General features: G+C 46.7%; 20 protein-coding genes and 1 riboswitch. Of the genes, 1 reads left to right on the forward strand and 19 read right to left on the reverse strand.

Annotated elements, in window-relative coordinates:
- Nucleotides 1–29 precede the first annotated feature (29 nt).
- The 9 genes from uvrA to V6B33_RS04710 all read right to left on the reverse strand — a co-directional run bounded on the left by uvrA (nucleotide 30) and on the right by V6B33_RS04710 (nucleotide 11988).
- Nucleotides 30–2903: an excinuclease ABC subunit UvrA gene (gene uvrA / locus V6B33_RS04670; protein ID WP_334216585.1), complete on the reverse strand. Its 2874-nt coding sequence runs from the start codon at nucleotides 2901–2903 to the stop codon at nucleotides 30–32.
- 7 nt (nucleotides 2904–2910) lie between these two features.
- Nucleotides 2911–4893, reverse strand: coding sequence for an excinuclease ABC subunit UvrB (gene uvrB / locus V6B33_RS04675; protein WP_334216586.1), 1983 nt, complete (start codon nucleotides 4891–4893; stop codon nucleotides 2911–2913).
- A gap of 759 nt (nucleotides 4894–5652) precedes the next feature.
- Nucleotides 5653–5886 carry a CsbA family protein gene (locus V6B33_RS04680; RefSeq protein WP_334217059.1) on the reverse strand — a complete coding sequence of 78 codons (234 nt, stop codon included), beginning with the start codon at nucleotides 5884–5886 and terminating at the stop codon, nucleotides 5653–5655.
- A 70-nt stretch (nucleotides 5887–5956) separates the two neighbouring features.
- Entirely contained in the window at nucleotides 5957–6598 is a 642-nt protein-coding gene (locus V6B33_RS04685; RefSeq protein WP_334216587.1) for an HD domain-containing protein, read from the reverse strand.
- A 66-nt stretch (nucleotides 6599–6664) separates the two neighbouring features.
- The gene (locus V6B33_RS04690) at nucleotides 6665–7420 is read right to left on the reverse strand and encodes an alpha/beta fold hydrolase (protein WP_334216588.1); all 756 of its coding nucleotides are present in this window, start codon (nucleotides 7418–7420) and stop codon (nucleotides 6665–6667) included.
- Nucleotides 7421–7497: 77 nt separating this feature from the next.
- Entirely contained in the window at nucleotides 7498–8670 is a 1173-nt protein-coding gene (locus V6B33_RS04695) for a phosphoglycerate dehydrogenase (protein ID WP_334216589.1), read from the reverse strand.
- Complete coding sequence (gene serC, locus V6B33_RS04700) at nucleotides 8657–9754, reverse strand: 3-phosphoserine/phosphohydroxythreonine transaminase (protein ID WP_334216590.1); 1098 nt, start codon at nucleotides 9752–9754, stop codon at nucleotides 8657–8659. The genes V6B33_RS04695 and serC overlap by 14 nt, the downstream gene beginning before the upstream one ends.
- A 251-nt stretch (nucleotides 9755–10005) precedes the next feature.
- Nucleotides 10006–11328 (reverse strand): TrkH family potassium uptake protein, encoded by a 1323-nt coding sequence (locus V6B33_RS04705; RefSeq protein ID WP_334216591.1) that lies wholly within the window; start codon nucleotides 11326–11328, stop codon nucleotides 10006–10008.
- Nucleotides 11329–11331: 3 nt separating this feature from the next.
- On the reverse strand, nucleotides 11332–11988 hold the full coding sequence (locus V6B33_RS04710) for a potassium channel family protein (RefSeq protein WP_334216592.1): 657 nt from the start codon (nucleotides 11986–11988) through the stop codon (nucleotides 11332–11334).
- Nucleotides 11989–12175: 187 nt separating this feature from the next.
- Nucleotides 12176–12304: riboswitch (cyclic di-AMP (ydaO/yuaA leader) on the reverse strand.
- Nucleotides 12305–12518: 214 nt separating this feature from the next.
- On the opposite strand from V6B33_RS04710, the gene V6B33_RS04715 reads away from it, so the two are divergent.
- Nucleotides 12519–13376 carry a DUF1206 domain-containing protein gene (locus V6B33_RS04715; protein WP_334216593.1) on the forward strand — a complete coding sequence of 286 codons (858 nt, stop codon included), beginning with the start codon at nucleotides 12519–12521 and terminating at the stop codon, nucleotides 13374–13376.
- Nucleotides 13377–13508: 132 nt separating this feature from the next.
- Here V6B33_RS04715 and V6B33_RS04720 read toward each other — a convergent pair whose 3' ends face one another.
- From V6B33_RS04720 to metX, 10 genes are all read right to left on the reverse strand, one after another.
- The gene (locus tag V6B33_RS04720; RefSeq protein ID WP_334216594.1) at nucleotides 13509–13775 is read right to left on the reverse strand and encodes a hypothetical protein; all 267 of its coding nucleotides are present in this window, start codon (nucleotides 13773–13775) and stop codon (nucleotides 13509–13511) included.
- A complete protein-coding gene (locus V6B33_RS04725; protein WP_334216595.1) occupies nucleotides 13756–14790 on the reverse strand; it encodes an ABC transporter permease in 1035 nt (344 codons plus the stop codon). The genes V6B33_RS04720 and V6B33_RS04725 overlap by 20 nt, the downstream gene beginning before the upstream one ends.
- A complete protein-coding gene (locus tag V6B33_RS04730; protein WP_334216596.1) occupies nucleotides 14787–15659 on the reverse strand; it encodes an ABC transporter permease subunit in 873 nt (290 codons plus the stop codon). Before V6B33_RS04730 ends, V6B33_RS04725 begins: the two co-directional genes overlap by 4 nt.
- Before the next feature lie 131 nt (nucleotides 15660–15790).
- Nucleotides 15791–16390 (reverse strand): DUF1062 domain-containing protein, encoded by a 600-nt coding sequence (locus V6B33_RS04735; protein ID WP_334216597.1) that lies wholly within the window; start codon nucleotides 16388–16390, stop codon nucleotides 15791–15793.
- Nucleotides 16391–16890: 500 nt separating this feature from the next.
- The gene (locus V6B33_RS04740; RefSeq protein ID WP_334216598.1) at nucleotides 16891–18087 is read right to left on the reverse strand and encodes a PDZ domain-containing protein; all 1197 of its coding nucleotides are present in this window, start codon (nucleotides 18085–18087) and stop codon (nucleotides 16891–16893) included.
- Nucleotides 18088–18476: 389 nt separating this feature from the next.
- Nucleotides 18477–19505: an alpha/beta fold hydrolase gene (locus tag V6B33_RS04745; protein WP_334216599.1), complete on the reverse strand. Its 1029-nt coding sequence runs from the start codon at nucleotides 19503–19505 to the stop codon at nucleotides 18477–18479.
- A gap of 13 nt (nucleotides 19506–19518) precedes the next feature.
- A complete protein-coding gene (locus tag V6B33_RS04750; protein WP_334216600.1) occupies nucleotides 19519–19731 on the reverse strand; it encodes a hypothetical protein in 213 nt (70 codons plus the stop codon).
- Nucleotides 19732–19747: 16 nt separating this feature from the next.
- The gene (locus V6B33_RS04755) at nucleotides 19748–20509 is read right to left on the reverse strand and encodes an SDR family oxidoreductase (RefSeq protein WP_334216601.1); all 762 of its coding nucleotides are present in this window, start codon (nucleotides 20507–20509) and stop codon (nucleotides 19748–19750) included.
- A 398-nt stretch (nucleotides 20510–20907) separates the two neighbouring features.
- A complete protein-coding gene (locus V6B33_RS04760) occupies nucleotides 20908–22374 on the reverse strand; it encodes a S41 family peptidase (protein WP_334216602.1) in 1467 nt (488 codons plus the stop codon).
- 260 nt (nucleotides 22375–22634) lie between these two features.
- The gene (metX, locus tag V6B33_RS04765) at nucleotides 22635–23717 is read right to left on the reverse strand and encodes a homoserine O-acetyltransferase MetX (protein ID WP_334216603.1); all 1083 of its coding nucleotides are present in this window, start codon (nucleotides 23715–23717) and stop codon (nucleotides 22635–22637) included.
- Nucleotides 23718–23745: the final 28 nt, after the last annotated feature.

The raw sequence follows: 23745 nt of genomic DNA on the forward strand, positions 1-23745 counted from the left end.
GAATTCTCCAGCTCTACATTGATTATTTATTAACTCGTTACTTCTTCCTTCTCACGGATCTTCTTTTTCATCCGGTCGCGGTCACGTTCAAGGATCGGCTTCAGGTACTTACCTGTGTAAGATCCTTTGGCTTCTGCCACTTTTTCAGGGGTTCCGCTGGCGATGATGGTACCGCCCTTGTCTCCTCCTTCAGGACCAAGGTCGACAATATAGTCAGCCGCTTTGATGACGTCCAGATTGTGTTCGATGACAAGCACCGTATCCCCGTTTTCAACCAGGCGCTGAAGGACGACAAGGAGTCTTGCGATGTCATCGACATGAAGACCGGTTGTCGGCTCATCCAGGATATAGAGTGAACGGCCCGTTGAACGGCGATGCAGCTCGGATGCCAGCTTGACACGCTGTGCTTCCCCTCCGGAAAGGGTCGTCGCCGGCTGGCCAAGTGTGATATATCCCAGCCCGACATCAAAGATCGTTTGCAGCTTGCGTTTGATTTTCGGGATGTTTTCGAAGAACTTCACCGCATCTTCGACTGTCATTTCGAGGACGTCTGCAATATTCCTGTCCTTGTATTTAACTTCAAGCGTTTCACGGTTGTATCGTTTACCATGGCAAACTTCACATGGGACATACACATCCGGAAGAAAGTGCATTTCGATCTTGATGATCCCGTCACCGCGGCAGGCTTCGCATCTTCCGCCTTTTACATTGAAGCTGAAGCGTCCTTTTTTATATCCGCGCACTTTGGCTTCATTGGTTGTCGCGAAGACATCACGGATATCATCGAATACACCTGTATAGGTGGCAGGATTCGATCTCGGGGTGCGTCCGATCGGCGACTGATCGATATCGATGACTTTGTCGAGATGGTCGATCCCTTTCACTTCTTTGTGCTCACCTGGTTTGGTTTTGGCATTATGAAGCTTCTGCGCCAGGGATTTGTGAAGAATCTCATTGATCAGTGTACTTTTCCCGGAACCGGAAACGCCTGTGACCGCCGTAAAGACGCCGAGAGGAAACTTCGCCTTCACGTTGTTCAAGTTATTTTCCTTTGCGCCGACAATTTCAAGATATCTTCCATCCGGCTTCCGTCTTTCCTGAGGGAGAGGGATGAATCTCTTTCCGGATAAATATTGACCTGTTAAGGATTTATTGTCACCCATGACTTCTTCAGGTGTTCCTGCAGAGATGACTTCGCCACCGTGCACTCCTGCACCAGGACCGATATCAATCAGATAATCGGCAGCAAGCATCGTATCCTCGTCATGTTCGACGACAATCAATGTGTTGCCGATATCACGCATATTTTTGAGTGTATCGATCAAGCGGTCATTGTCCCGCTGATGCAGCCCGATGGATGGCTCATCGAGAATATACAGGACCCCCGTCAGGCGAGACCCGATCTGGGTTGCCAGACGGATACGCTGTGCTTCCCCTCCTGAAAGGGTTCCGGCGGCACGGCTTAACGTCAGATAATCAAGGCCTACGTTCACAAGGAAACCGAGACGTTCGCGGATTTCCCTCAGAATCAGCCTTGCAATTTTCATATCTTTTTCGGAAAGTTCAAGCTGAGCAAAGAAATTGTCTGCTTCCTCAATCGAGAATGCAGTCACCTCCCCGACGTGAAGGGAATCCACCTTCACCGCCAGACTTTCTTCCTTCAGGCGGTGGCCGTTACAAGTTGGACAGTCCTGCTGTGCCATATACTTCTCCATCTGCTCCCGGATATAGTCAGAGCTTGTTTCGCGGTATCGGCGCTCTATATTTCTCATGACCCCTTCAAAACGAAGATAATTTTCACGCACCTGACCGAAGTCGTTTTCGTAACGGAAATAGATCTCATCTTTGCCGGAGCCTTTTAGGATTTTATCCATCTTATCTTTCGGAATATCCTTGACCGGTACGTCCATCGGGATGCTGTAGTGGTTACAGACCGCTTTCAGCAGGGACGGGTAGTATTGTGAACTGGTCGGCTCCCATGGGGCGATCGCGTGCTCATTAAGGGAACGGTCCCAGTTCGGGATGACCAGGTCTTTGTCCACTTCAAGCTTCGTCCCCAGCCCGTCACAGCTTGGACATGCCCCGAAAGGACTGTTGAAGGAAAACATTCTCGGCTCAAGTTCAGTAATCGAAAATCCGCAATAAGGACAGGCATGATGCTCACTGAACAAGAGCTCTTCCTCCCCGATCACATCGATGACGACCTGGCCTTCAGCCAGACGGAGAGCCGTTTCCAATGAATCGGATAAGCGCGCCGCCACACCGTCTTTCACGACGATCCGGTCAATGATGACTTCGATCGTATGCTTTTTATTCTTTTCAAGAGTGATTTCCTCGCTGAGATCCTGGACTTCCCCGTTCACGCGGACACGGACGAACCCTTGCTTCTTGATTTCTTCAAGCGTCTTGGCATGGGTGCCTTTGCGTCCGGAAACAACAGGCGCAAGCACCTGGAGCTTTGTTCGCTCAGGGTATTCAAGGATTCTGTCGACCATCTGCTCGATTGTCTGGGAAGAAATTTCAATGCCGTGATTCGGACAGATCGGTTTCCCGACACGGGCAAATAACAGCCGGAGATAATCATAAATTTCAGTGACCGTTCCAACTGTCGACCGCGGGTTTTTACTTGTCGTTTTCTGGTCGATCGAAATGGCCGGTGACAATCCTTCAATTGAATCGACATCCGGTTTATCCATCTGCCCGAGGAATTGACGTGCATAAGCAGAAAGCGACTCGACGTAGCGTCTCTGTCCTTCTGCATAGATCGTATCGAATGCCAGCGACGATTTACCCGACCCGGATAAACCGGTCAGGACGACCAGCTTATCCCTCGGGATTTTGATATCTATATTTTTTAAATTATGAGCTCTGGCTCCTTGTACGATAATTTGGTCTTTGGCCATTCCTGTTTCATCCTTCCGCCTTTAGCTCAAGAATGGTGTCGCGAAGCTGGGCTGCACGTTCAAAGTCGAGCGCCTTGGCCGCTTCTTTCATTTCCACTTCTAAGCTAGCAATAAGTTTTTGTCTCTCCGGTTTGGACATATTTGAAACCTTTGTCTCTTTCCCCTCATAAACCCCTGCATCTTCTGCGGCATGAGTCGCACGGATGACATCCCTGATTTCTTTCTGGATCGTCATCGGAGTAATGCCGTGTTTCTCGTTGTGCTCTTCCTGTTTTTCACGACGACGCTTCGTTTCGTCGATCGCTTTCTGCATGGAATCGGTCATTTTATCTGCATACATGATGACCTTGCCGTTCGAGTTACGGGCGGCACGGCCAATCGTCTGGATGAGGGAACGTTCGGAACGCAGGAATCCTTCTTTGTCTGCATCGAGAATCGATACAAGCGACACTTCAGGAATATCAAGACCTTCACGGAGCAGGTTGATTCCGACAAGGACATCATATTTCCCGAGGCGGAGATCACGGATGATCTCGATTCGCTCGAGCGTCTTGATCTCAGAGTGCAGGTATTGTACCTTGATGCCGATCTCTTTAAGATAAGCAGAAAGATCCTCTGACATTTTCTTCGTCAACGTCGTGATGAGCACACGCTCATTCTTCTCGATCCGCTCATTGATTTCACCGAGAAGATCATCAATCTGACCTTCAATAGGACGGACTTCGATGACGGGATCCAAAAGACCTGTCGGACGGATGATCTGTTCGATCATTTCAGGGCTGTGTTCGAGTTCGTATGGTCCCGGTGTCGCTGAAACGTAAAGCAGCTGCTGTACTTTCTCCTCAAATTCCTGAAAACGCAGCGGCCGGTTGTCCATTGCTGAAGGCAGACGGAAACCATGGTCGACCAACACCTTTTTACGTGCCTGGTCACCGTTGAACATCCCCCTGATCTGGGGAAGGGTCACATGGGATTCATCGACGACGATCATGAAATCATCGGGAAAATAATCGAGCAATGTATAAGGTGTGGAACCGGAAGGTCGCAGCGTCAGGTGGCGGGAATAGTTTTCAATCCCGGAACAGAAGCCCATTTCACGCATCATCTCAAGGTCATAGCGCGTTCTCTGTTCGAGGCGCTGTGCCTCGAGGAGCTTCCCATCTTCCTTCATGACCGCTAACTGCTCTTCCAATTCCTTTTCAATATTTTTGATTGCGACCTGCATCTTTTCTTCACGTGTTACGAAGTGGGATGCCGGGAAGATGGCGACATGATCACGGTCACCCATGATTTCGCCGGTCAGTGCATCGACCTCGCGGATGCGGTCGATTTCATCCCCGAAGAACTCCACGCGCATACAGTGTTCATCACGGGAAGCCGGGAAGATCTCGACAACATCGCCGCGGACACGGAACGTTCCACGCTTGAAATCGATATCGTTCCGTTCGTATTGGATATCCACAAGCTTTCTCAGGAGCTGATTTCTTTCAATCTCCATCCCTGTTCGCAGGGAAAGGACAAGCTCACGGTATTCTTCCGGGTTACCCAACCCGTATATGCAGGAGACGGAAGCGATGATGATGACATCTCTCCGCTCGAATAACGCCGAGGTAGCCGAATGGCGGAGTTTATCGATTTCATCATTGATGCTCGCGTCTTTTTCTATAAATGTATCGGTTTGAGGAACATATGCCTCGGGCTGATAATAATCGTAGTAGCTGACGAAATATTCGACGGCATTATCAGGGAAAAAATCCTTGAACTCGCTGTAGAGCTGTCCGGCAAGTGTCTTATTGTGGGCAATGATCAATGTCGGTTTCTCCACTTTCTGAATCACGTTGGAAACGGTAAAGGTCTTACCGGTGCCCGTCGCCCCGAGGAGCGTCTGATGACGTTTCCCTTCATTAACTCCCTGAACCAATCTGTCAATCGCCTTGGGCTGATCGCCCTCCGGCTTGTATTTGGACTTTAACTGAAATTGTTCCTTCACCGTGAAACCTCCTATATATAAAGGATCCGTACCTTGTTATTTACCTATTTATTCACATAATAAACACAGTCCATTCATCTATACACATTCTACCACATTTCATACAGGAATAACCAACAAAAAGCGAACAAAAGTTCGTTTATTTTTTGAAGTTGCTTTGGAGGGAGAAGGAAGGGATTTTAATAAATTGGGTGAAGATGAATTGGCCGGGAGTAATGGGGATTTTTGGAGGGAAATCCGCTGAGTAGACAAGGTATTTGGGTGATTTGCGTTAAAAATTGGTTTGAAATTGAACGAATCCATCCATTCTCAGCTGGAATGCGGGGTAGTTATTCATGACGGCGACTGTAATTGCGCCGGTTTCCCAATAATTGCGTCACAATAAAAATAATTGCGCCGGATTCCTTATAATTGCGCTGCTTTCAGATTTATTGCGCGGGAATCTCATTAATTGAGCTTCTTGTCGAAAAATCTTCACCCAAGCCCCGCTCCCCTCCATCCTTCCCCACCACCAAACCGCTGAAACGGACTTTCTGAACAAATATACACACAGCTTGTGAATAAGTCTGTGCATAACCTTCGAATAACTGTGGAAAATAACGAAATTTACCCACAACTGAGTGGATATAATGTGAATAACTTTAATCAATCCGACTCACCCTGTGTATAACTCAATAAAATCTTCACTTATTCACAAACCCCACCACGTTATCCACAATCCACAAGAAAAAAACCTGAGCACCGTTGTTATCACAGTGTTCAGGCGTTTTCTTTTGCTTTCATCATCATTTGATTGCTGTACCAGAATCCGACGGTCAGTGACGCGGCATCGACCACGATCAGCCACCAGGAATCTGTATATCCTTTATAAACGGATGCAGCAATCAGGGCTACGGTAAGGATGAGTCCGACGTAATGATTGTATGTGACTCTGGTAAACAGAACAACCAGCAAACCCGGCAGAAAGATTCCTAGAATGATTTTAGACACGATTCACTCTCCTCGATTGAAGGGAATACCCATATTTTAACGAATATGCTTCGTATAGGAAAGGATTTTCTTCTTATTCGCCCCCTGCGCGGATCAATCGTTCGGTGCGTTCTTTTAATTCACTGTGAGGGATGAACTTCTCGGAAAGCATGTCGGGGAGTATATATTCGAGGAAGTATTGGACACAGTCCAATTCTTTGAACTTCACGATTGTGGATAAAGCCCCTTGATAGATTTCCATGAATAGCGGCTCGGGATTTCCTTTCTGGATTTCTCCGAACGATTCATATAAGAGGTCGATTTTGTCTGCGACAGAAAGGATTTTTCCTTCCAGGGAAGCGTCTTTTCCTTCTTTGAACCTCCCTCTGTATACCTCCTGAAATTGCGATGGAAATTCTGTAGAGATGAATTTCTTCACCATCTCATCCTCGACCTGGCTGAATAAGTCGCGAAGTTCCTCAGATGCATATTTTACAGGTGTCTTGATGTCACCTGTGAACAGTTCGGCATAGTCATGATTGAGTGCTTTTTCATAAAGGGATTTCCAGTCGACTTCTTGTCCATTCTGTTCCTCGACGGTGCCCAGGAATTGCGCAATCTTGGTCACTTTGAATGAATGGCTGGCGACATTATGTTCGTGATATTTGAATCGCCCCGGACAGCGGACGAGCGTCTCGAGGTCCGAAAGGCTTTTGAAATAATGATGAATGCCCATAGTATTCTCCTCTCTTGGTTGTGGTCCCGGGATGTACTTTACCCTATTCTCTTTAAAAGAAACAACTCAGTTCCCCGCTTCGCCCAGCAGGATGGCATTGAGCGCATCATGGTAAAGGGTCGGAATTTGGTGGGAGGCACCGGGTATGATATATACTTTTTTAGGATGACAATCTTTGTAGCACTCCAGTTGATCATTTACCCAATCTGATTTTTCCCCATAAATTAAGAGAAGCGGCAGTTTGCACTCTTTCATTTCTTCAATGCCGTCATATTGAAGGGACTGTTTGTAAAAATGGTACCAGATTTCCGGATTCGCTTTGTTCATATGAAGGATGAGTTGTTTCCGTTCTTCCTTACTTTTTGTATGAGCCTTGGAAATGATTTTCGCGAGACGGACGGGATGATTCCGTACCATTTTCATTCCGATCAAGTGCATCAGCTTCAGCTTCCTGTGTATTACTTTCGGATAAGCTCCGATCAGGATGAGTGACGTTACCTTATCTTTGTATGCAGCGGCAAATCGTTGTGCCACAACTCCCCCTGCCGAATAACCGATGAGGATGCAAGTGGAAATCTTTAAGTGATCGAGAATGAAGTTGATTTCTTCCGCATATGAGTCGATGCTGACGAATGTCTTCAGGGACGGTGAATCCCCATGTCCCGACAGGTCAGGGATGATCAGCCGGAATTGTTTGGCAAGGGTATGCTGTTTGGAGAATACAACTCGCCCCATCCCCGGTGGATGAAGAAATACAAGCGGTGTCCCCTTTCCTATATCATCGAAAAATAAAGTGGAACCCTGATAGGATACGCTTGGCATAGATGAAAACCTCCCTTAATCCAAGTTAGTGTCTATTACACATTCTTCTCGGGTTAAGGGAGTTCTAGTCATAGTATTTAGATGAGTCGAACCGATACGACGCCTTCAATCGACTTCAGCTTGGTTTTCACATCGTTTTGTTCTTCTTCTGTCAGTTTTTGGTCAAGGTCGATCATCGTGTAGGCCCATGTGTTTTTACTTCGGTTGATCATGTCGGCGATGTTGACCGCGTAGCCGGATAGAGTCGTGGTGATGCTGCCGACCATGTTCGGGATATTTTGGTGCATCACGGTCACCCGCATATTCCCGCTGTAAGGGAGTTCCACGTCCGGCAGGTTGACGGCATGCTTGATGTTCCCGGTCTCCAGATACGTTTTCAGCTGCTGTGTCGCCATGACGGCGCAGTTTTCTTCCGATTCGATGGTTGAAGCCCCAAGGTGTGGGACCGGTACGACATTGTCCTGCTTCAATACGAATTCATTCGGGAAATCGGTGACGTATTTTCTAACGGTGCCGGCTTTCAATGCTTCTCCAAGCGCATGTTCATCCACAAGCTCCCCTCTGGAGAAATTCAGGAGGGTGATGCCTTTTTTCATACGCTGAAAGCTTTCATTGTTCACAAAATGCTTCGTTTGACCGGTAAGCGGGATGTGGAAGGTGATAAAGTCGCATTGCGCCCATACGTCTTCAATATTATGCGCGCGTTTCACATCTTGTGATAGTCTCCAGGCGGCATCGACTGAAATGAATGGATCGTAGGCGACGACGTCCATGCCGAGTGCCAGGGCATCGTTCGCAACGAGGACTCCGATTGCACCCAGCCCTACAACTCCGAGCTTTTTCCCTTTGATTTCACTTCCGACGAACTCCTTCTTTTTTGCCTCAACGACAGTCGATACATCTTCCTCGTTGTAAAGCGTTTTTGCCCAGCCCACCGCTGAATAAAGATTTCGGGAAGAAGCAATCAGATTCGCCAGGACAAGTTCTTTGACGGCGTTGGCGTTTGCACCTGGCGTGTTGAATACGACGATCCCCTTATCGGTGCAGGCATCCACCGGAATATTATTGACCCCCGCCCCGGCACGGGCTATCGCTTTTAAAGACGGAGGAAAAGTGAAGTCATGAAGATTCTTCGAACGCACAAGGAGCCCGTCCGGATCTCCTTCCCCGTTCAGGTGGTAATTGATGTCGTCCTCGATTAATGATAACCCGCTCTTTGATATCGCATTGTACGTATTAATTGACAGCATGATGATCCTCCTTCACTTCGTTCTTTTCAAAGTTCTTCATGAAATTGACTAGCGCCTGCACCCCTTCGACCGGCATTGCGTTGTAAAGGCTCGCCCGCATTCCTCCCACTGACCGGTGGCCTTTCAGAAACTCGAAGCCGGCTTCCTTTGCTTCATTTAAAAACCTGGCGTTTACTTCATCGCTGCCTGCCGTAAATGGAATGTTCATCAGTGAACGATTTGCCTCAGAGACAGTGTTGTGAAATAACCCGGATTGATCGATACAGGAGTACAGGAGTTGTGCTTTTTCCTGATTACATTCTTCCATCCCCTCTACTCCGCCGTTTTCCTTCACCCATTCAAGCACAAGTTTCAATACATAAATGGAAAAGGTAGGCGGTGTGTTAAAGAGTGAGCCGTGTTTGACATACGTTTCATAATTCAGGAGCGCCGGACAATATTCCGGTGTATTCCCGACCAGATCTTTGCGGATGATGGCAACAGTGACCCCTGAAGGACCGAGATTCTTCTGGGCTCCTGCGTAAATAAGACCGAATCTAGAAACATCGATTTTCTCTGAAAGAATATGAGATGACATATCTGCGATCAGCGGGACATCCCCCGTATCCGGATATTCATTAAATCGAGTTCCTTCTATCGTATTATTCGATGTGATATGTACGTAACGGCTGCTTTCCGAAAAACCCTTAGCCCGATAAGCAGGGATGGCTGTTTGAGCATCCGGCGTGTGCGTCCGTACTTCCCCGACTTTATCCGCTTCTTTCACCGCTTTTTTTGACCAGCTGCCCGTCACGATATACTCGGCCGTTTCATGGGGTCCGAGGAGATTCAGCGGAATCATGGAAAATTGAAGGGATGCCCCTCCCTGCATAAACAATACGTGATAATTTTCCGGAATCGACAGCAATTCCCTCAGCAGCGCTTCCGCTCCATCGATGATCTTCTGGAACGGGGCAGACCGATGGCTGAGCTCCATCACAGACATACCGGTACCTTCGTAATCCAGCAGTTCACGCTGCACCTTTTCAAGCACAGGGCTAGGCAGCACAGCTGGTCCTGCCGAGAAATTATAAACAGTTTTCATGAACAACACCACCTGTAAAAAGTTCAGAATTTTTCCACATTATATTGAACAGATTCCCTTCCGTCAATCCCACTCACCCGACGTGTAAACGCTTAAATACCCCTCTTTTTGTCCATTTGCATACCCATTGTATCGTTATTGTGAATTTTGAGAATAAATGGACGGGGGTGCGCGTCAAAGTCTTTATGACAGCGATGATCAAAACATAAATAAAACCTGTGCCGGTTTGGAGGCACAGGTTTTATTTGAGTTTATCCTGTCAATATATCTTCCTTCGGATAACGGATTTTCTCTTTATCCGGTTTTGACAGTGAAAACGCAAGGGTAAGCGGACCAAGTTTGCCGATGAACATGACGATAATGATGACGCTCTTCCCTATATCTGTGAGAGAACCGGTGATGCCCATGGAAAGGCCGACGGTTCCGAACGCTGAGACGATTTCAAAGAGGATCGGCAGGAATTTCGCTCCTTTTTCGGAGATGTTCATGATGAATAAAGCAGTAAACACCAGAAATACACTCATCATGGAAACAGCCAATGCCTTGAAAATATGAAATTCGCTGATCGTCCGGCGAAACAGGCGGATTTCACGTTTTTCTTTCAGGAATGCAAATACACTCAGTGATATGACCACGAATGTTGTCAACTTGATGCCTCCGCCTGTGGATGCACTTCCTGCCCCAATGAACATGAGCAGGATCGTCAATAAAATAGAATCCCGCTCCATACTCGCGTAATCAAGCGAATTGAACCCCGCTGTACGCGGAGTCACTGCAGAGAAGTATGCTGCCTGCAGCTTATCGAAAAGGGGCATATTCGCGAGTGTATGGGGGTTGTCGAATTCTAAAATAAAAAGGATGATCATGGCTGCTGTATTGATGATCAACGTTCCCCACAACATGATTTTCGTATGAAGCGACAGCTTCCTTAAGGACCTTGTCTTATAAAGATCAACGAGAACTGTGAATCCGATCCCCCCGATAATGAATAAGCACGAGATGACAAGATTCACTGTCGGATTATTCACATACCCCATCAGGCTGTCTTGCCAGATGGAAAAACCTGCGTTATTAAATGCCGAAATCGAATGAAATAAACTGACATACAGACCTTTGCCCCACCCATATTCCGGCACCCACTCGGTCGCGAGCAGCACGACGGCGGCAGCTTCCACAGTAAAAGAAAAAATAAATAAATATTTTACGAGTTTAATGACGCCTCCGACAGATGATTGATTTAATGCCTGCTGAATCAAGAGCCGCTCCTTGAACCCGATCTTCTTCCCGATCATCATAAAAATCAGGACAGCGAAGGACATGATTCCCAGACCGCCGATTTGGATAAGCAACATGATGACGATTTCGCCAAACAGTGTGAACACACTGCCTGTATCCACGACGATCAAACCTGTGACAGTCATCGCCGATACCGACGTGAATAAAGCGTCCAACATCGTGATGCCGTCCACTGTGGCAAATGGCAGCTTTAAAAGAAGCATCCCGAGCGTACTGAAAAAGATAAACGTGACCACCAGCAGCTGAGGCGGACTCCATTGAATGACTTTCCTTTTCATACTTTATACCCCTTCTTTTTCAAAGCGATTAATATCGCGATTATGACCGATCACAATCAGAAGGTCCTCCTTTTGAATGACTTCATCAGCAGCCGGAGACACAATGACTTCCTCGCCGCGGTGAATGGCAATGATATTGCAGCCGTACCTGGCGCGTACATCTAATTCAATCAAATTCTTCCCGGCCACTTTCTTCGTAGCCAGCACCTCGACGATACTGTGTTCCTTCGATACCTCTATATAATCGATGATTTTTTCAGACGTGATATGATGTGCGATTCTTCTTGCCATGTCACGTTCAGGATGGATGACTTTATCCGCGCCGATTTTGTCCAGCACCTTCTGATGATACGTATTGGATGCTTTGACCCACACTTCTTTGACCCCGATTTCCTTTAATTGCAGCGTCGTCAGGATGCTCGCCTCTACATTTTCCCCAAACGACACGATGACATGATCAAAGTTCCGCAAACCGAGTGATTTCAGCACCGATTCATCCATCGCATTCGCCTGCACCGCATGTGTCGCGATATCCTGGAACTTTTGGACGACATCATGGTGGATATCGATGGCAAGCACCTCGACATTAAGATGTGCAAGCTCCTGCACAAGATTCCCTCCAAATCGGCCCAACCCGATGACTGCAAATTGTTTCTTCATGATGTACCCTCCAAAACCTTTTTATTAGCTTAACCATTTGGCGCTGTTAAACACCGTCTCTAATTCCTTCCACAGGAATCTGCTTCTTGAATTCCAATCAATAGCTGCATTAGCAGCCTTACAAAAAAACAACACAAAAAGACCACAAGGAATACACCCTGCGGTCATCGATTTTTGATCACAAGTATCATCCTCTCCCATTACGCTTACGAGGTTAGCTGACGGATTCGGGCGATGGAAGTAGCCCTACCTGATAAAAGGATTCACCCCTGGAACTCGGGTCCCCCGTTTCAAAAGAATTAAGCGATAAAGAATATAAATGGCCGTTTCCAAAAGTTTTCTGCTTTCGGAAAGAGCCTCGATGATAGATATCATACTCCTCTCCTGCATCATTGTAAATATGTTTTTTGTAAAAATTCCTTCTCCATAATTGGAGATATTTTTCATACCGCGGAAGGTTTCCATTTTATTTTTATGGGGAAAACCCTACATAAGTAACACGAACGAAGTACCAGAAAGGACGAATGAAAATGGCTGATTTCTCAACAATTTCCACAAAAGTCACAAGCAGTAAAAATTCACCCTCATCCCAGGATATCAAACCCTGGATCAGAGGATTTGCACGTGTTGGATATATAGCAAGAGGAAGCGTCTATTTGATGATCGGTGCCCTTGCGCTGATGGCCGCATTCGGAGCGGGCGGCAGTATGTCCGACTCAAGCGGAGCATTCAGTGCAGTGGCACAGGCGCCGTTTGGGGAAGTACTGTTATGGATCGTCGGCTTCGGGATCATCGGCATCGTCATGTGGAGTTTCATCGAAGCAATCAAAGACCCCGGACATTCAGACAGCCTCATGAAATCAGCTTTCAGGAGGCTCACCCATATCATCAGCGGGATCATTTATGGTGCACTTTCCTACAATGCCTTCATGATCGCGATGCATGCGAAAAGCGGGTCAGGCTCCGGATCCAAACAATCGTTATCGGCAAAACTGCTGACCCAGCCTTTCGGTCAATGGATCATCGGCATCGTCGGCGCCATCATCATCGGGTTCGCCCTTTACGAAATCTACAGTGCATTTGCAGGAAACTACACGAAAGATTTCAAGCGTCATGAAATGTCCGATAAGGAATGGGAATTGGGCAAGAAAACAGGAAAAGTGGGATTAGTCTCCCGTGGATTCGTCTTCCTGCTTGTCGGATATTTCTTCATTCAAACAGCCATAACCGCAGACCCCGATAAAACAAAGGGACTCGACGGCGCCCTTTCAAAAATCGCACAACAACCTTATGGCCAGTGGATCCTGGCAGTCGTAGCGGTTGGGTTGTTCCTGTACGGGGTGTATCAGATCCTGAAGGGGAAGAACCGGCATTTGAGTATGTATTGATAAGCAGTATAACTAAAGACCGCCTTGGCGATTTTTGCGGGCGGTCTTTTTTGTTGCTGGGGTTATTTGGGTTACCTTTTTTGGTGTAGCTTTTATGTGTACCTGGTACAACAGTGGTGTTTTGTACCTGGTTCATTTGCGGTTGATTGTACCTGGTACAGGCGAGTCCATTTGTACCTGGTACATATCCTTTGAATTGTACCAGGTACAGCTGAGCTGCAGTGCCTGGCGAAGTATCCGGTGCCAGGCACAATCTTGCCTTCTTGTGCCAGGCACAAATTGATGGTTTTGTTCCTGGCACAATTCCGTCTTTTTGTTCCAGGCACATTCAGAACGATCTGTGCCTGGCACCACGATTACAAGTAGATGGAAAACTCCATCATCCTCCCATCGAATCATCCTTGTGCATCACCCGCTCAAAGTCTTTCCCGCGCACCACGTACTTCTCTTCTTTCACAGATCCCTTGTATTTCTCCTTGAACTTCTTATAATAATACGAATGCCCGGAAGTTACCCGGACGTATCCTTCCATCATCAGGGCGACTGCGAACATTGCGCTCGCAAAGAACAGGATCGGGGTGAGCGGTACCCATGGTGCACCTTGAAGATAGCGGAAGGAGTCGCCGATCAGTCCCGACCATTCATTGGTCGAGGACTGCGGCGGGTCGGGAACAAAAGAATAATCAACGTCCGTTCCTCCGACAAAGAGTTTCAGCAACCCTAGATGGATGAAGATGATCAGCGTCTGCATGATCTGCTGTCCGAAAAGGACGACCAGCTTGTCTTTTAACGAAGGAATGATATGTTTTACGATGATCCGGAGCTTGCTCGCCCCCAATACTTTTGCGCTTAGAATGAACTCTTCCTTGTATATCATCGAGACCTCATTTCCAAGCAGCGAAGAAAGAATCGGCACGATGAGAAGTGTCAGCACCAGGATTTCAATCATGATTCGTTCTGTCATCGTTGTAGGAAATCCGTTGAATGGCTCCCATAATACAGGATGAAGCAGGAAATAAGCCAGGATGGATAACGGGATGTAGTGAAACGAATCTATTGTACCGTTGATTGATTTTTTGAATCTTTGCAAATAGGTTCCGAGTACCAGCGCAGCCGGCAGTGAGATGGCGACTCTCAAAAAAGCGATGATGAAGGAAATGATCAGCGTGTACTTCGCCCCGATCAGAATTTTCCCGAGCATATCAAGTCCGATCGGATCGGTGCCGAACGGAAAATTCCATTTTGGCGAAATAGGAGCCGACTCGACCGGGAAACCATTTTCAGAAATAAAATAGAGTCTCCTGACTTCATCATCCCACAGAATGGTGTACAGAAAGCTTGCCAAAGTCAGCAGCAACAAATACAGAAAGCCGGTCAGGAATAATGGATTTCTCCAGACACTGCGTCTCATCATAGCTCCTCCCCTCTGTTGGCTTTACGTGAAAGGATGTACTCCCCGAGGTTATAAAACAGAAACAGCGGGATGAAGATGCTGAGCAGTGCAAGGGTAAATAATTTTGGCTGCAGTGTGGACATGAGAAATCTGGTAATGCCCGGAATATTGAACAGCAGCTCGACGACAAACAAGTTCGAAAGCATGAACCAGACTGTTTTCTTCGATTGAAAAAACACAGAAATAACGGCATTTCTCAGGATATGTACGATCAAGATGAAAAAGCGGCCAAACCCGATCGACTTCGCGAGCAGGACGTAATCCTTCTTCTCTTCTTTCTCGAAAGTCAAAATCGTCAGGCGGTACAATTGGATGGCCGGCAGGATTGCCAGAACAAGTATGGGAAGGAGATACACCTTCTCTTCATAGGTTGCCGCGATTCCGACAATGATCATGCCTGTATGTTTGTAGTAATAGAGAAGCACAAGTTGAAGCAGCAGGATAATGAGGAGATCCGGCAGCGTTTCCAACAGATAGAAACCGAATTTAATAGAATTTCTGATTTTTTCGGTGAACATCATGGTGAAGATCGTAAGAAGTACCGCCATCAGCATGGCGAGAAAGAATGAAGAAAACAAGACCGTCAGCGAATACTGGATCGGATCCCAGAGATAAGGAAATAAATCGCGTTCCTTTTGGCCTCCGATGACTTTGTATGTCAAACCTGACGGGTGTAAAATGGCGTCTATGATCTTACCGATCGTTGCCCAATATTGAGCAAAGCGCCATTCATTATTTGCGAGTCCCGAAACTAAAACGGGCAATCCGCCCATCAGGAGTATCCCGATGATGGAGAGAATGAACGTCTTCAAGATTTGCAGAATCTTCATGCAGAGCCTCCCGCTAAGTGGAATAATAAGGAATAGTTAAATTATACCAAATCCAAAGGCGATTGCACGAAAAAATAGAGCATAAAACCATTTTAGGTTTCATGCTCTTTTAGGAATGGACTACCTATTCCCTAAAATAAAGTTGAGACAACATCCTTATGCCAATTACCTTTGACTGTAACTTGTAAATTATCTAAAAATTTGTCTTTCATATTAACATCTGGGTTCAGCAATAACATTTCTGTCTCTGCCATTGTATTTACTTTGGATCTGGAAACATTCAATATGTTTGCTAATAATCTATCTATCCTAAGACCAAAATCATATTTACAGCAAATTCTGATTGTCAGTTCATTAGAATCTGAATCTGACTTTTCCTTTTTCACCTCATACTTTATATCTTTATTCACCGCATCACATAGTTTTCGCAGTTTGTTGATTTGAAAAGCATAATACCAAATTGTCTCTTTATCATTATTCATAAACTTTTGATGTAGTACCGGATCGATTCGACTGACGTTTACTCTTGATAGAATAGGACAATTCCAAGTAGCATCACAGTGTATACACTTATAAATGAGCCAAATATCAACCATTTTCTGATTTGCATTCACCCTGAATTTCTCACTGCAAAAGTATTCAGTGCTTCTCTTACAATTCCTGCAACTTCGTATTACGTTAGGTGTTTCCTGTGCAATAATCTCATACGTAACCACATTATTTAAATTCATAACCCGCTCCCCCATTTATCAAGGGGAACGCCAATAATAGCTGAATGGAGAATGATTTTCCATAAAAAAAGCAGAATACCATATAGGTATCCCGCTTGGAATAAACTCAACAGATTATCCCGCGTTCCCTGTAATGGTTAAAAATAGGCACACTTCTCCCGTCGTTGAACAATACTGTTCAAAAAAGAATTGTACTATTTAATTACTTAACCATTACAAGTAAGTTGGCAAAACCAATTCCACCTTCCATGTTTCTCCTATTCAGAATTATACAATAATTGTTTTCATTGTCAATACCTGCTGCCAAATGTTCAGGTTACTTTCCCGGGGTGGAGCGGGCAAAAATCAGGGTTTGAATGTCTAATCTGCCCATATTTTAACTAAACAAAAAGACCCTTCGAAAAAGTCACTTGAAGGGTCTCGAAATGTTAATTCCGTTAAATAATGAAGTTTATTCCTGGGAACGAAGAACAGATTCCGGCTATTAATGAAAAATTATATTAAGACACGTGATGCCTGTCCCACCCTGAATCCTGATCTGCAAACAGGATTCCGAGTTCGTGGTGGTCCCCTTCATACAGGGCACCTTGTGTAAATCGATTTTCCCCGTTCGTACCGAGAACCTCAAGTTTGCAGTATGCTCCGTTCTTCTGAAGGGTTTCATAGAAGTCCCGTTCTGTATTGACTTCTTCTCCATTCACTTTCAAAATGATCTCCCCTACCTGCAGGGATAATTTTTCAGCAGGTGAACTTGGGAGGATTCCCAGTATCATGACGCCTCTAGACTGGCGTTTATAAAAATAGGGCTTCGAATCCTCGGACGAGCGGTGACGGTATGCAATCCAGGCACGGCCAAGAATGGCGATGACTCCGGCACCGATCGAAAACATCGGAGCCCAGAAGCCGGTGACAGCAAGCGTCAGCACGAATGCGCCCAACCAGAATACGCGGGACCCCGTCTGCTTGATCGCGATTTCCGGCAGGCTGCTTTTGACAAGCTGCTGAAATCCGAGCAGGAACGGGACACCGAGCAGCGAATAGCTTTCCGTACCAAGCGTGAACACTGGCCACCAGTCGAATGGCAGCGTCAATTCACCCGCCGGGATCAACACGAACATCGGCACCAGCCAAAGCTTCTTGCTTTGATGAACCCCGACCTTCAAGCCTCGCTCACTTTTAATCAGCCTTGGAGAAGTATGCTTCCATCCGTTCAGTTTGATGAGTATGCCCTCGATTAAGGTCAGCACTCCTGCAAGAACCATGATCGAACTGAGCAGCCCAAGATTCAATCCTTCCAAATAGCTATGTACGTATGGAACTTCCCACTCGAAATAACGGACTGTCACGAGAAGGAAATAAGCAAAGCCGGTTGTGATGGCAGCTGACACCAGATGGAAATTACTTGTGAGTGCAAATAAAACACTCAATGCCCCTGCGAGCGTGAGCGCAATCACCGGAACCACCAGCCCTGCCCCAACCGTTACAAGGGAAAACAACAAACCAACCCCTATACCATACGAAAAAAGGACCCGCATATCATGATAACCATCCAACAGTCGTGTATGAAAATCCCTTCGTTCCCTTTTCACACGATAATAACCTGTCAATATGGCCAAAAGCACCGACAAAAACAATACCGGGTGCAGAATAAACTTACCTAAAGCTTTCAAGACGTCCAGTAACCAAAGCTCGACCAATGAAACGTCACCTCCTCTTTTAAATTGTTATCTATTATTTTATCAAAATCCACATCTAAAACCTATTGCAATTTTTTTCTGATTCTATTACATTTGAAAGTTATCGTTTATACAGAGAGGAAATGAACGTGGAAATCACCTGTAGAAATGTCACTGGTCTGCAATACTTCGACAGCATCCCCGATATTTTCCCGGGAAATGATGTCGGAATTTCTCCTATTCTAAAGAAAAAAGCCAAGAATGGGAGGGAGTCTCCTCTTTCTCAGCTAATCAGGTCAATGAAAATAGCGATTCCAGAAGTTTTTGAACACCACAAACGCAAATCCCAGATAATCGAATGGGAAATCATCCTGAATGTCACTCTCTAAATAATACATGGCTCGCCTCCTTTATGAGCGTTCATTCAGCCATTCTTTCAAGGCTTGGGGGACGCTGTTTTTTATCAAGCTAGCATGCCCGCCTTCCACCACTTCCAAATGTTTGTCGAGGCTGGAAACGATTTTCAGCAGCGGGGAAGAAATGTCGGCAGGAACCATATGATCGTATTGGGATGAAATCATGAATATATTCGACGAGATATTTTTCAAGTCAATCCGTTTCCCTCCCAGTTCAAAGCCGCCGTTCACCAACACGTTCCTCTTTACGAATAACTCTAGTAAATCCAATGCAAATGCACCTGTCATCGGTATATGATCATTGGTCCATTGGTTGAAACGATACCAATAGTATGTGTGTTCAGAATCGTAAGATTTCGTCAACAGAGAGAGATAAGGTGATAAGTAGATCGGTGAAGTCAACAGGCGCATCCCAGCTTTCACCAGCACACTTGGGATCGTTCCCATGCTTTCGATCAGCGGTTTAACATCCAACTCCCCATTTTTCATAGCTTTGATCCATTCGCTTAATTCCGGAATGGTTTGAAAGTCGATCGGTGTGACGAAGAGCAGGAGATTTTTTACAATGTCCGCCCGCAAAGAGGCATACATGGCTGCGAGCGTGCCACCGAGACAGAAGCCGGCAAGCGAAAGCTGAGCTTGTCCGCTATGCTGGATCGTCTGTTGGATGGCACCGTCAATATACTCAAACAGATAGTTCTCTAGACCGATGGAGCGATCCTCCAAAGAGGGCTCTCCGAATTCATAGAGATAGACATCGTAGCCTTCCTTTAGAAACTGTCCTATCATGCTGTATTCCTTCGTCAAATCAAGAATGCCCGGTTTGTTTATATGTGAATACAGAAGGAACAGAGGAATCCGGCCGTTCGGCTCCCCGGGCGGATAATGCCAGAGCGTGCTGCTTCCCTTCTTCCAAATAGCCTCCCGCGGGTAATTCGGTTTCCATTCTTCATTCATCATGATCGTTTTAATAAACCCTATCCAGCGTTCCAATTCTTTGTTATATTCCAGATTATCTTCCATAGCTTCACCTCCCTCATATGACGTTTTCGATCAAGGTCCTTTGATTGAGAAATTTCAAAAACATCAGCACGTGACCCAGGATTTCGATAATCCCCATGATCGATTCCATTAATTCTTTAAAAGCAGTCACATATTCTCTCTGATTGATTTCTGCTTTGATTGCCTGATTGATTTCCAACTCTGCCTTCGTCCCTGCACGCTTTATTTCTCTATACCATTCATCCATTTTACAAATCTCCTTTTTATGCCATTGCGGATATCCCGCCGTCCACGATTAAAATGTGGCCATTCACATACTGAGAAGCAGACGAGGAAAGAAAAACCGCAATCCCTTTCAAATCTTCCCCTTCTCCGAATCGATTCGCAGGAATCTTCTGCATGATTGCTGCCCCCTGCTGTTCAAAAAGCTGCTTCGTGATTTTAGTAGGAAAGAATCCCGGTGCAATCGCGTTCACCTGAATATTATGCCGGGCGAGTTTTACGGCAAGGTCCTTCGTTAACGTAATGACCGCTCCTTTACTCGCGTTGTAAGGAACCGTATCCATCAATCGGGGATCCGTCCCTCCAAACCCGGTCACCGAAGCGATATTGATGATCTTTCCGGTTTGCTGCCTGATCATGACCTTCGCTACTTCCTGCGAAAACATGAAAGTCCCCTTCACATTCACTTCCATGACCTTGTCCCACTTATCGGGAGGCACATCTACAAACGGTCCCGCCCATGAAGTGCCGCTATTATTGATTAAAATATCAATCCTGCCAAACTCTCTCACCGTCTCTTCCACTACGTTGACCACATCTTCTTTATTCGTGACGTCACAAGCTAAAGCGAGAGACCTCACCCCCAGCTCCAGCAGTGAATCCCTCACTTCCTCACATGCTGAAAGATTTCTCGAGCAAACGACAACATGAGCACCAGCTTCACCCAGCGCAAGCGCCATCACTTTCCCGAGACCCCGTCCGCCGCCGGTCACAATCGCCACTTTCTCTCTTATATCAAACACGATATTCTCCTCCTTTCTATTAAATATGTCTCACTTTATATAATAGATTTTGCTGGAAAAACAGTGCATGAATTCAGGGGAAATAGTAGAATTGATTGATTTGCCTGTGGGGGTGAATGCGGTGGATTGTGAGGGGATGGTGCCTGGCTTGGTTTGGTGGTTTTGAGCCTGGCTCGTTTGTGCCGGTTTGAGCCTGGCTCGATGCGCGGGTTGGTGCCTGGCACAATCTAAAGGATTTGTACCAGGCACCATTAGCCGACTTTGTACCTGGTACAATAACCGGTTTGTGTACCAGGTACACTAAACTCACTATGTACCAGGTACACTCTAATGCCTCACTCCAATCTCCCCCAAAAGAAACAGACCGCCTCCTGTATAGGAAGCGGTCTTGATTCTGGTTACTCGGTTTGAGCCCCGGCCTTTGCAATGCGGTTTACGTATTCGATTGCGGATTGGAGCTGGAGGTCGTTCTTTTCGTTTTGGACTTGCTGGTAGATTTCGGCCTGCAGGTGTTCGGCTGTTTTTGCATCGATGACCCCGTTTGCGTCGAGACCTTGCTGGATTTGGAATTCTTTGACGGCCTGTTCTGTTTTCTTGCTGTAATAGCCGTCTGAACGGTCGAGCATGAATCCGAGGCCTTTCAGCATTTCCTGTGCGTTTTTCACTTGGTCGTTATTCATTTCCGGCTTTAGCGGCTTGTCGAGTTGAAGAGGATGGGCGTAATAGTAGGCCGGTTGTTTGACCGGGATATCCGGCATGATCCCCTTCTTGTGAATCCAGTTCCCGTTCGGGGTGAGCCACTTGTACATGGTCAGCTTGATGTTGCTGCCGTCACCCATCGGAACGGCTTGCTGGACCGTGCCTTTTCCGAAGCTCTTCGTACCGATCAGCGGGTATCCTTCCGTTTCCTTCAGTGCCCCGGCGAGGATTTCTGATGCCGATGCGCTGCCCTCGTCGATCAGGACGACAACCGGATAGGCTTTTTTCTTTTTGTTGCTGGAGAAGGATTTCATGACTTCCCCGCTGCGTTCCTGGATCTGGATGTAAGGCTTCTTGCCTGTTACAAACTCCTGAAGGATCTGTTCGACGCTAGACAGCAGACCGCCCGGGTTGCCGCGGACATCGATCACGAGTCCTTTCACGTTTTTCTTTTCAAGTTCTGCCAGCTGCTTTTTAAAATCGACTGCGGTATTTTCAGAGAATGTGGTGATCTGGATATATCCGGCGGTGACCCCGTTCACTTTTTTCACATCCGAATGGACAGTTTCGACCGGTATATCGTCCCTTTTGACGGCGACTTCAATCGGATCCGACACGCCTTCCCTCAGCACTTCCAGTTTCACTTTGGTGCCCTTTTTTCCTCTTATCTTAAGAGTGGCTTCATACAGATCCAGGCCGTCGATGCTGCTGCCGTCGATTTTGACGATGCGGTCATTCGGTTTCAGACCTGCTTCTTCTGCAGGCGAATTTTTAAAAGGGGCAACGATGACCAGTTTCCCGTCCATCATCGTGACTTCTGCCCCGATTCCTTCAAAGGAAGAATCGAGCGCGTCATTAAACTGTGATGCTGTTTCGGCGTTCATATAGACCGAGTAGGGATCGTTCAAGGTCTTCAGCATCCCTTGTATCGCGCCCTCCACAAGCTCCCCTTTGTTTACATCCTGAAAAAATTTCTCACTGATCAAATCATACGCCACTTCTACTTTATGAAGCTTGTCATTTACTTCGCCTTTGCCGCTGAACTCTGTTAGCCCGTCCCCTGAATCGGTAAAATCAAACAGGGTGACCCCTCCGTACATTCCGCCTGCCCCGATCAGCATGCTGATCACAATTGCAATGATAAGCTTTCTGCCTCTCAACTCCATTTTTCCCCCTCCAACTTGTTGTCATGACTGATAAGAAAAGTGCCGGCTGCCATCGGTTGAAGATTGATTGTCCATTTCCGGATCATTCAGCAGTACTGCTTGTCTCCTTTTTTCACCAAAGTATGGCTCAGCAGCCGGACACTACGAAAAGCGCTGCGATTCTTATCCAAAGAAAAAGACACCACACAAAAACGCGCTGTAGGCGGTGCGATGTCTTTGCTTATTTAACTATATGTTGGAGGGGGACGGGTTATGATACTTTAGCCGTTCACAACGCGATTGGGTTGAAATTGTTTCAGATGGGAGGAAATCATGCTCCCCCATTTCTCGAATTCCACCAGAAAACCGTCATGGCCAAACGCAGTGGAGACAAAATAATGCCTTCCTGACCGAACCTGATGTGTGAAGCTTTCGAGATATTCGGGAGAGTAAATCAAATCACCTTCGTAGCTGACCGTGATCAGTTCAGTTGGATAATTTCCCGCTATGTCATCAAGCGTGCATCCGCGGTTCCTGCTCAAGTCATGCGAATTCATGGCTTTCAGGAGTGTCAGGTAACTGTTCGGATCGAAACGCTTTGCAAGCTTCTTTCCCTGGTAATTCAAATAACTTTCAACTTTAAAAGAAGACTGTGTTTCTTCACGCTTGAAGCGGTCGTCAAAAAGACGTGGTGTCCTGTACGTGACCATCCCGGCCATTCTCGCAATCTCCAACCCTTTCAGGACCGCGCCTGGCAGGTAATGACCGTGTTGAAAATCGGGATCCGATTCGATCGCCTGGATGCCGATATGATTAAATGCCAGCCCGTAGTCGCTGAGAGCTGGTGTGACGGCAAGCGCGAATACTTTGTCGACGAAGGATGGGTACATCATGCCCCACTCCAATGCCTGCATTCCGCCCAAAGAACCGCCGACCACTGCATGAAGATGAGCGATCGACAGTTCTTTCAGAGCAAGATATTGAGCGTTGACCATGTCTCTTACGGTGACGTCCGGAAATTGTCGGCCAAATGGTTTCCCTGTTGCGGGGTTGATGGATGCCGGACCGGTGCTGCCGTCGTTGCCGCCCAGCACGTTAAAAGAAAGAATTGTGTACTCGTCAGTATCCAAGTACGAATGGGGACCTATGAGGCCGTCCCACCACCCTTTGCAGTCCGGCGTCCCTTTTACAAGGTGATTGCCAGTGAGTGCGTGACAGATAAGGATGACCGGTCCTTCCGTCCTGCCGAGCCTTTCATACACAAGCTCCACCTGTTCAAGCGTGCTGCCGCATTCCAAGGTCAGGGATGGGATCGTAATGGAGTTCACTTCATATTGTGTGTTACTGGTGTGCGGGTTCTCCATTCCGTCGCCTCCTTTTTTGGTGAGTGAT

Origin of the sequence: Mangrovibacillus sp. Mu-81 (assembly GCF_036867415.1) — a bacterium.
Taxonomy (GTDB): Bacteria; Bacillota; Bacilli; order Bacillales; family Bacillaceae_B; genus Rossellomorea.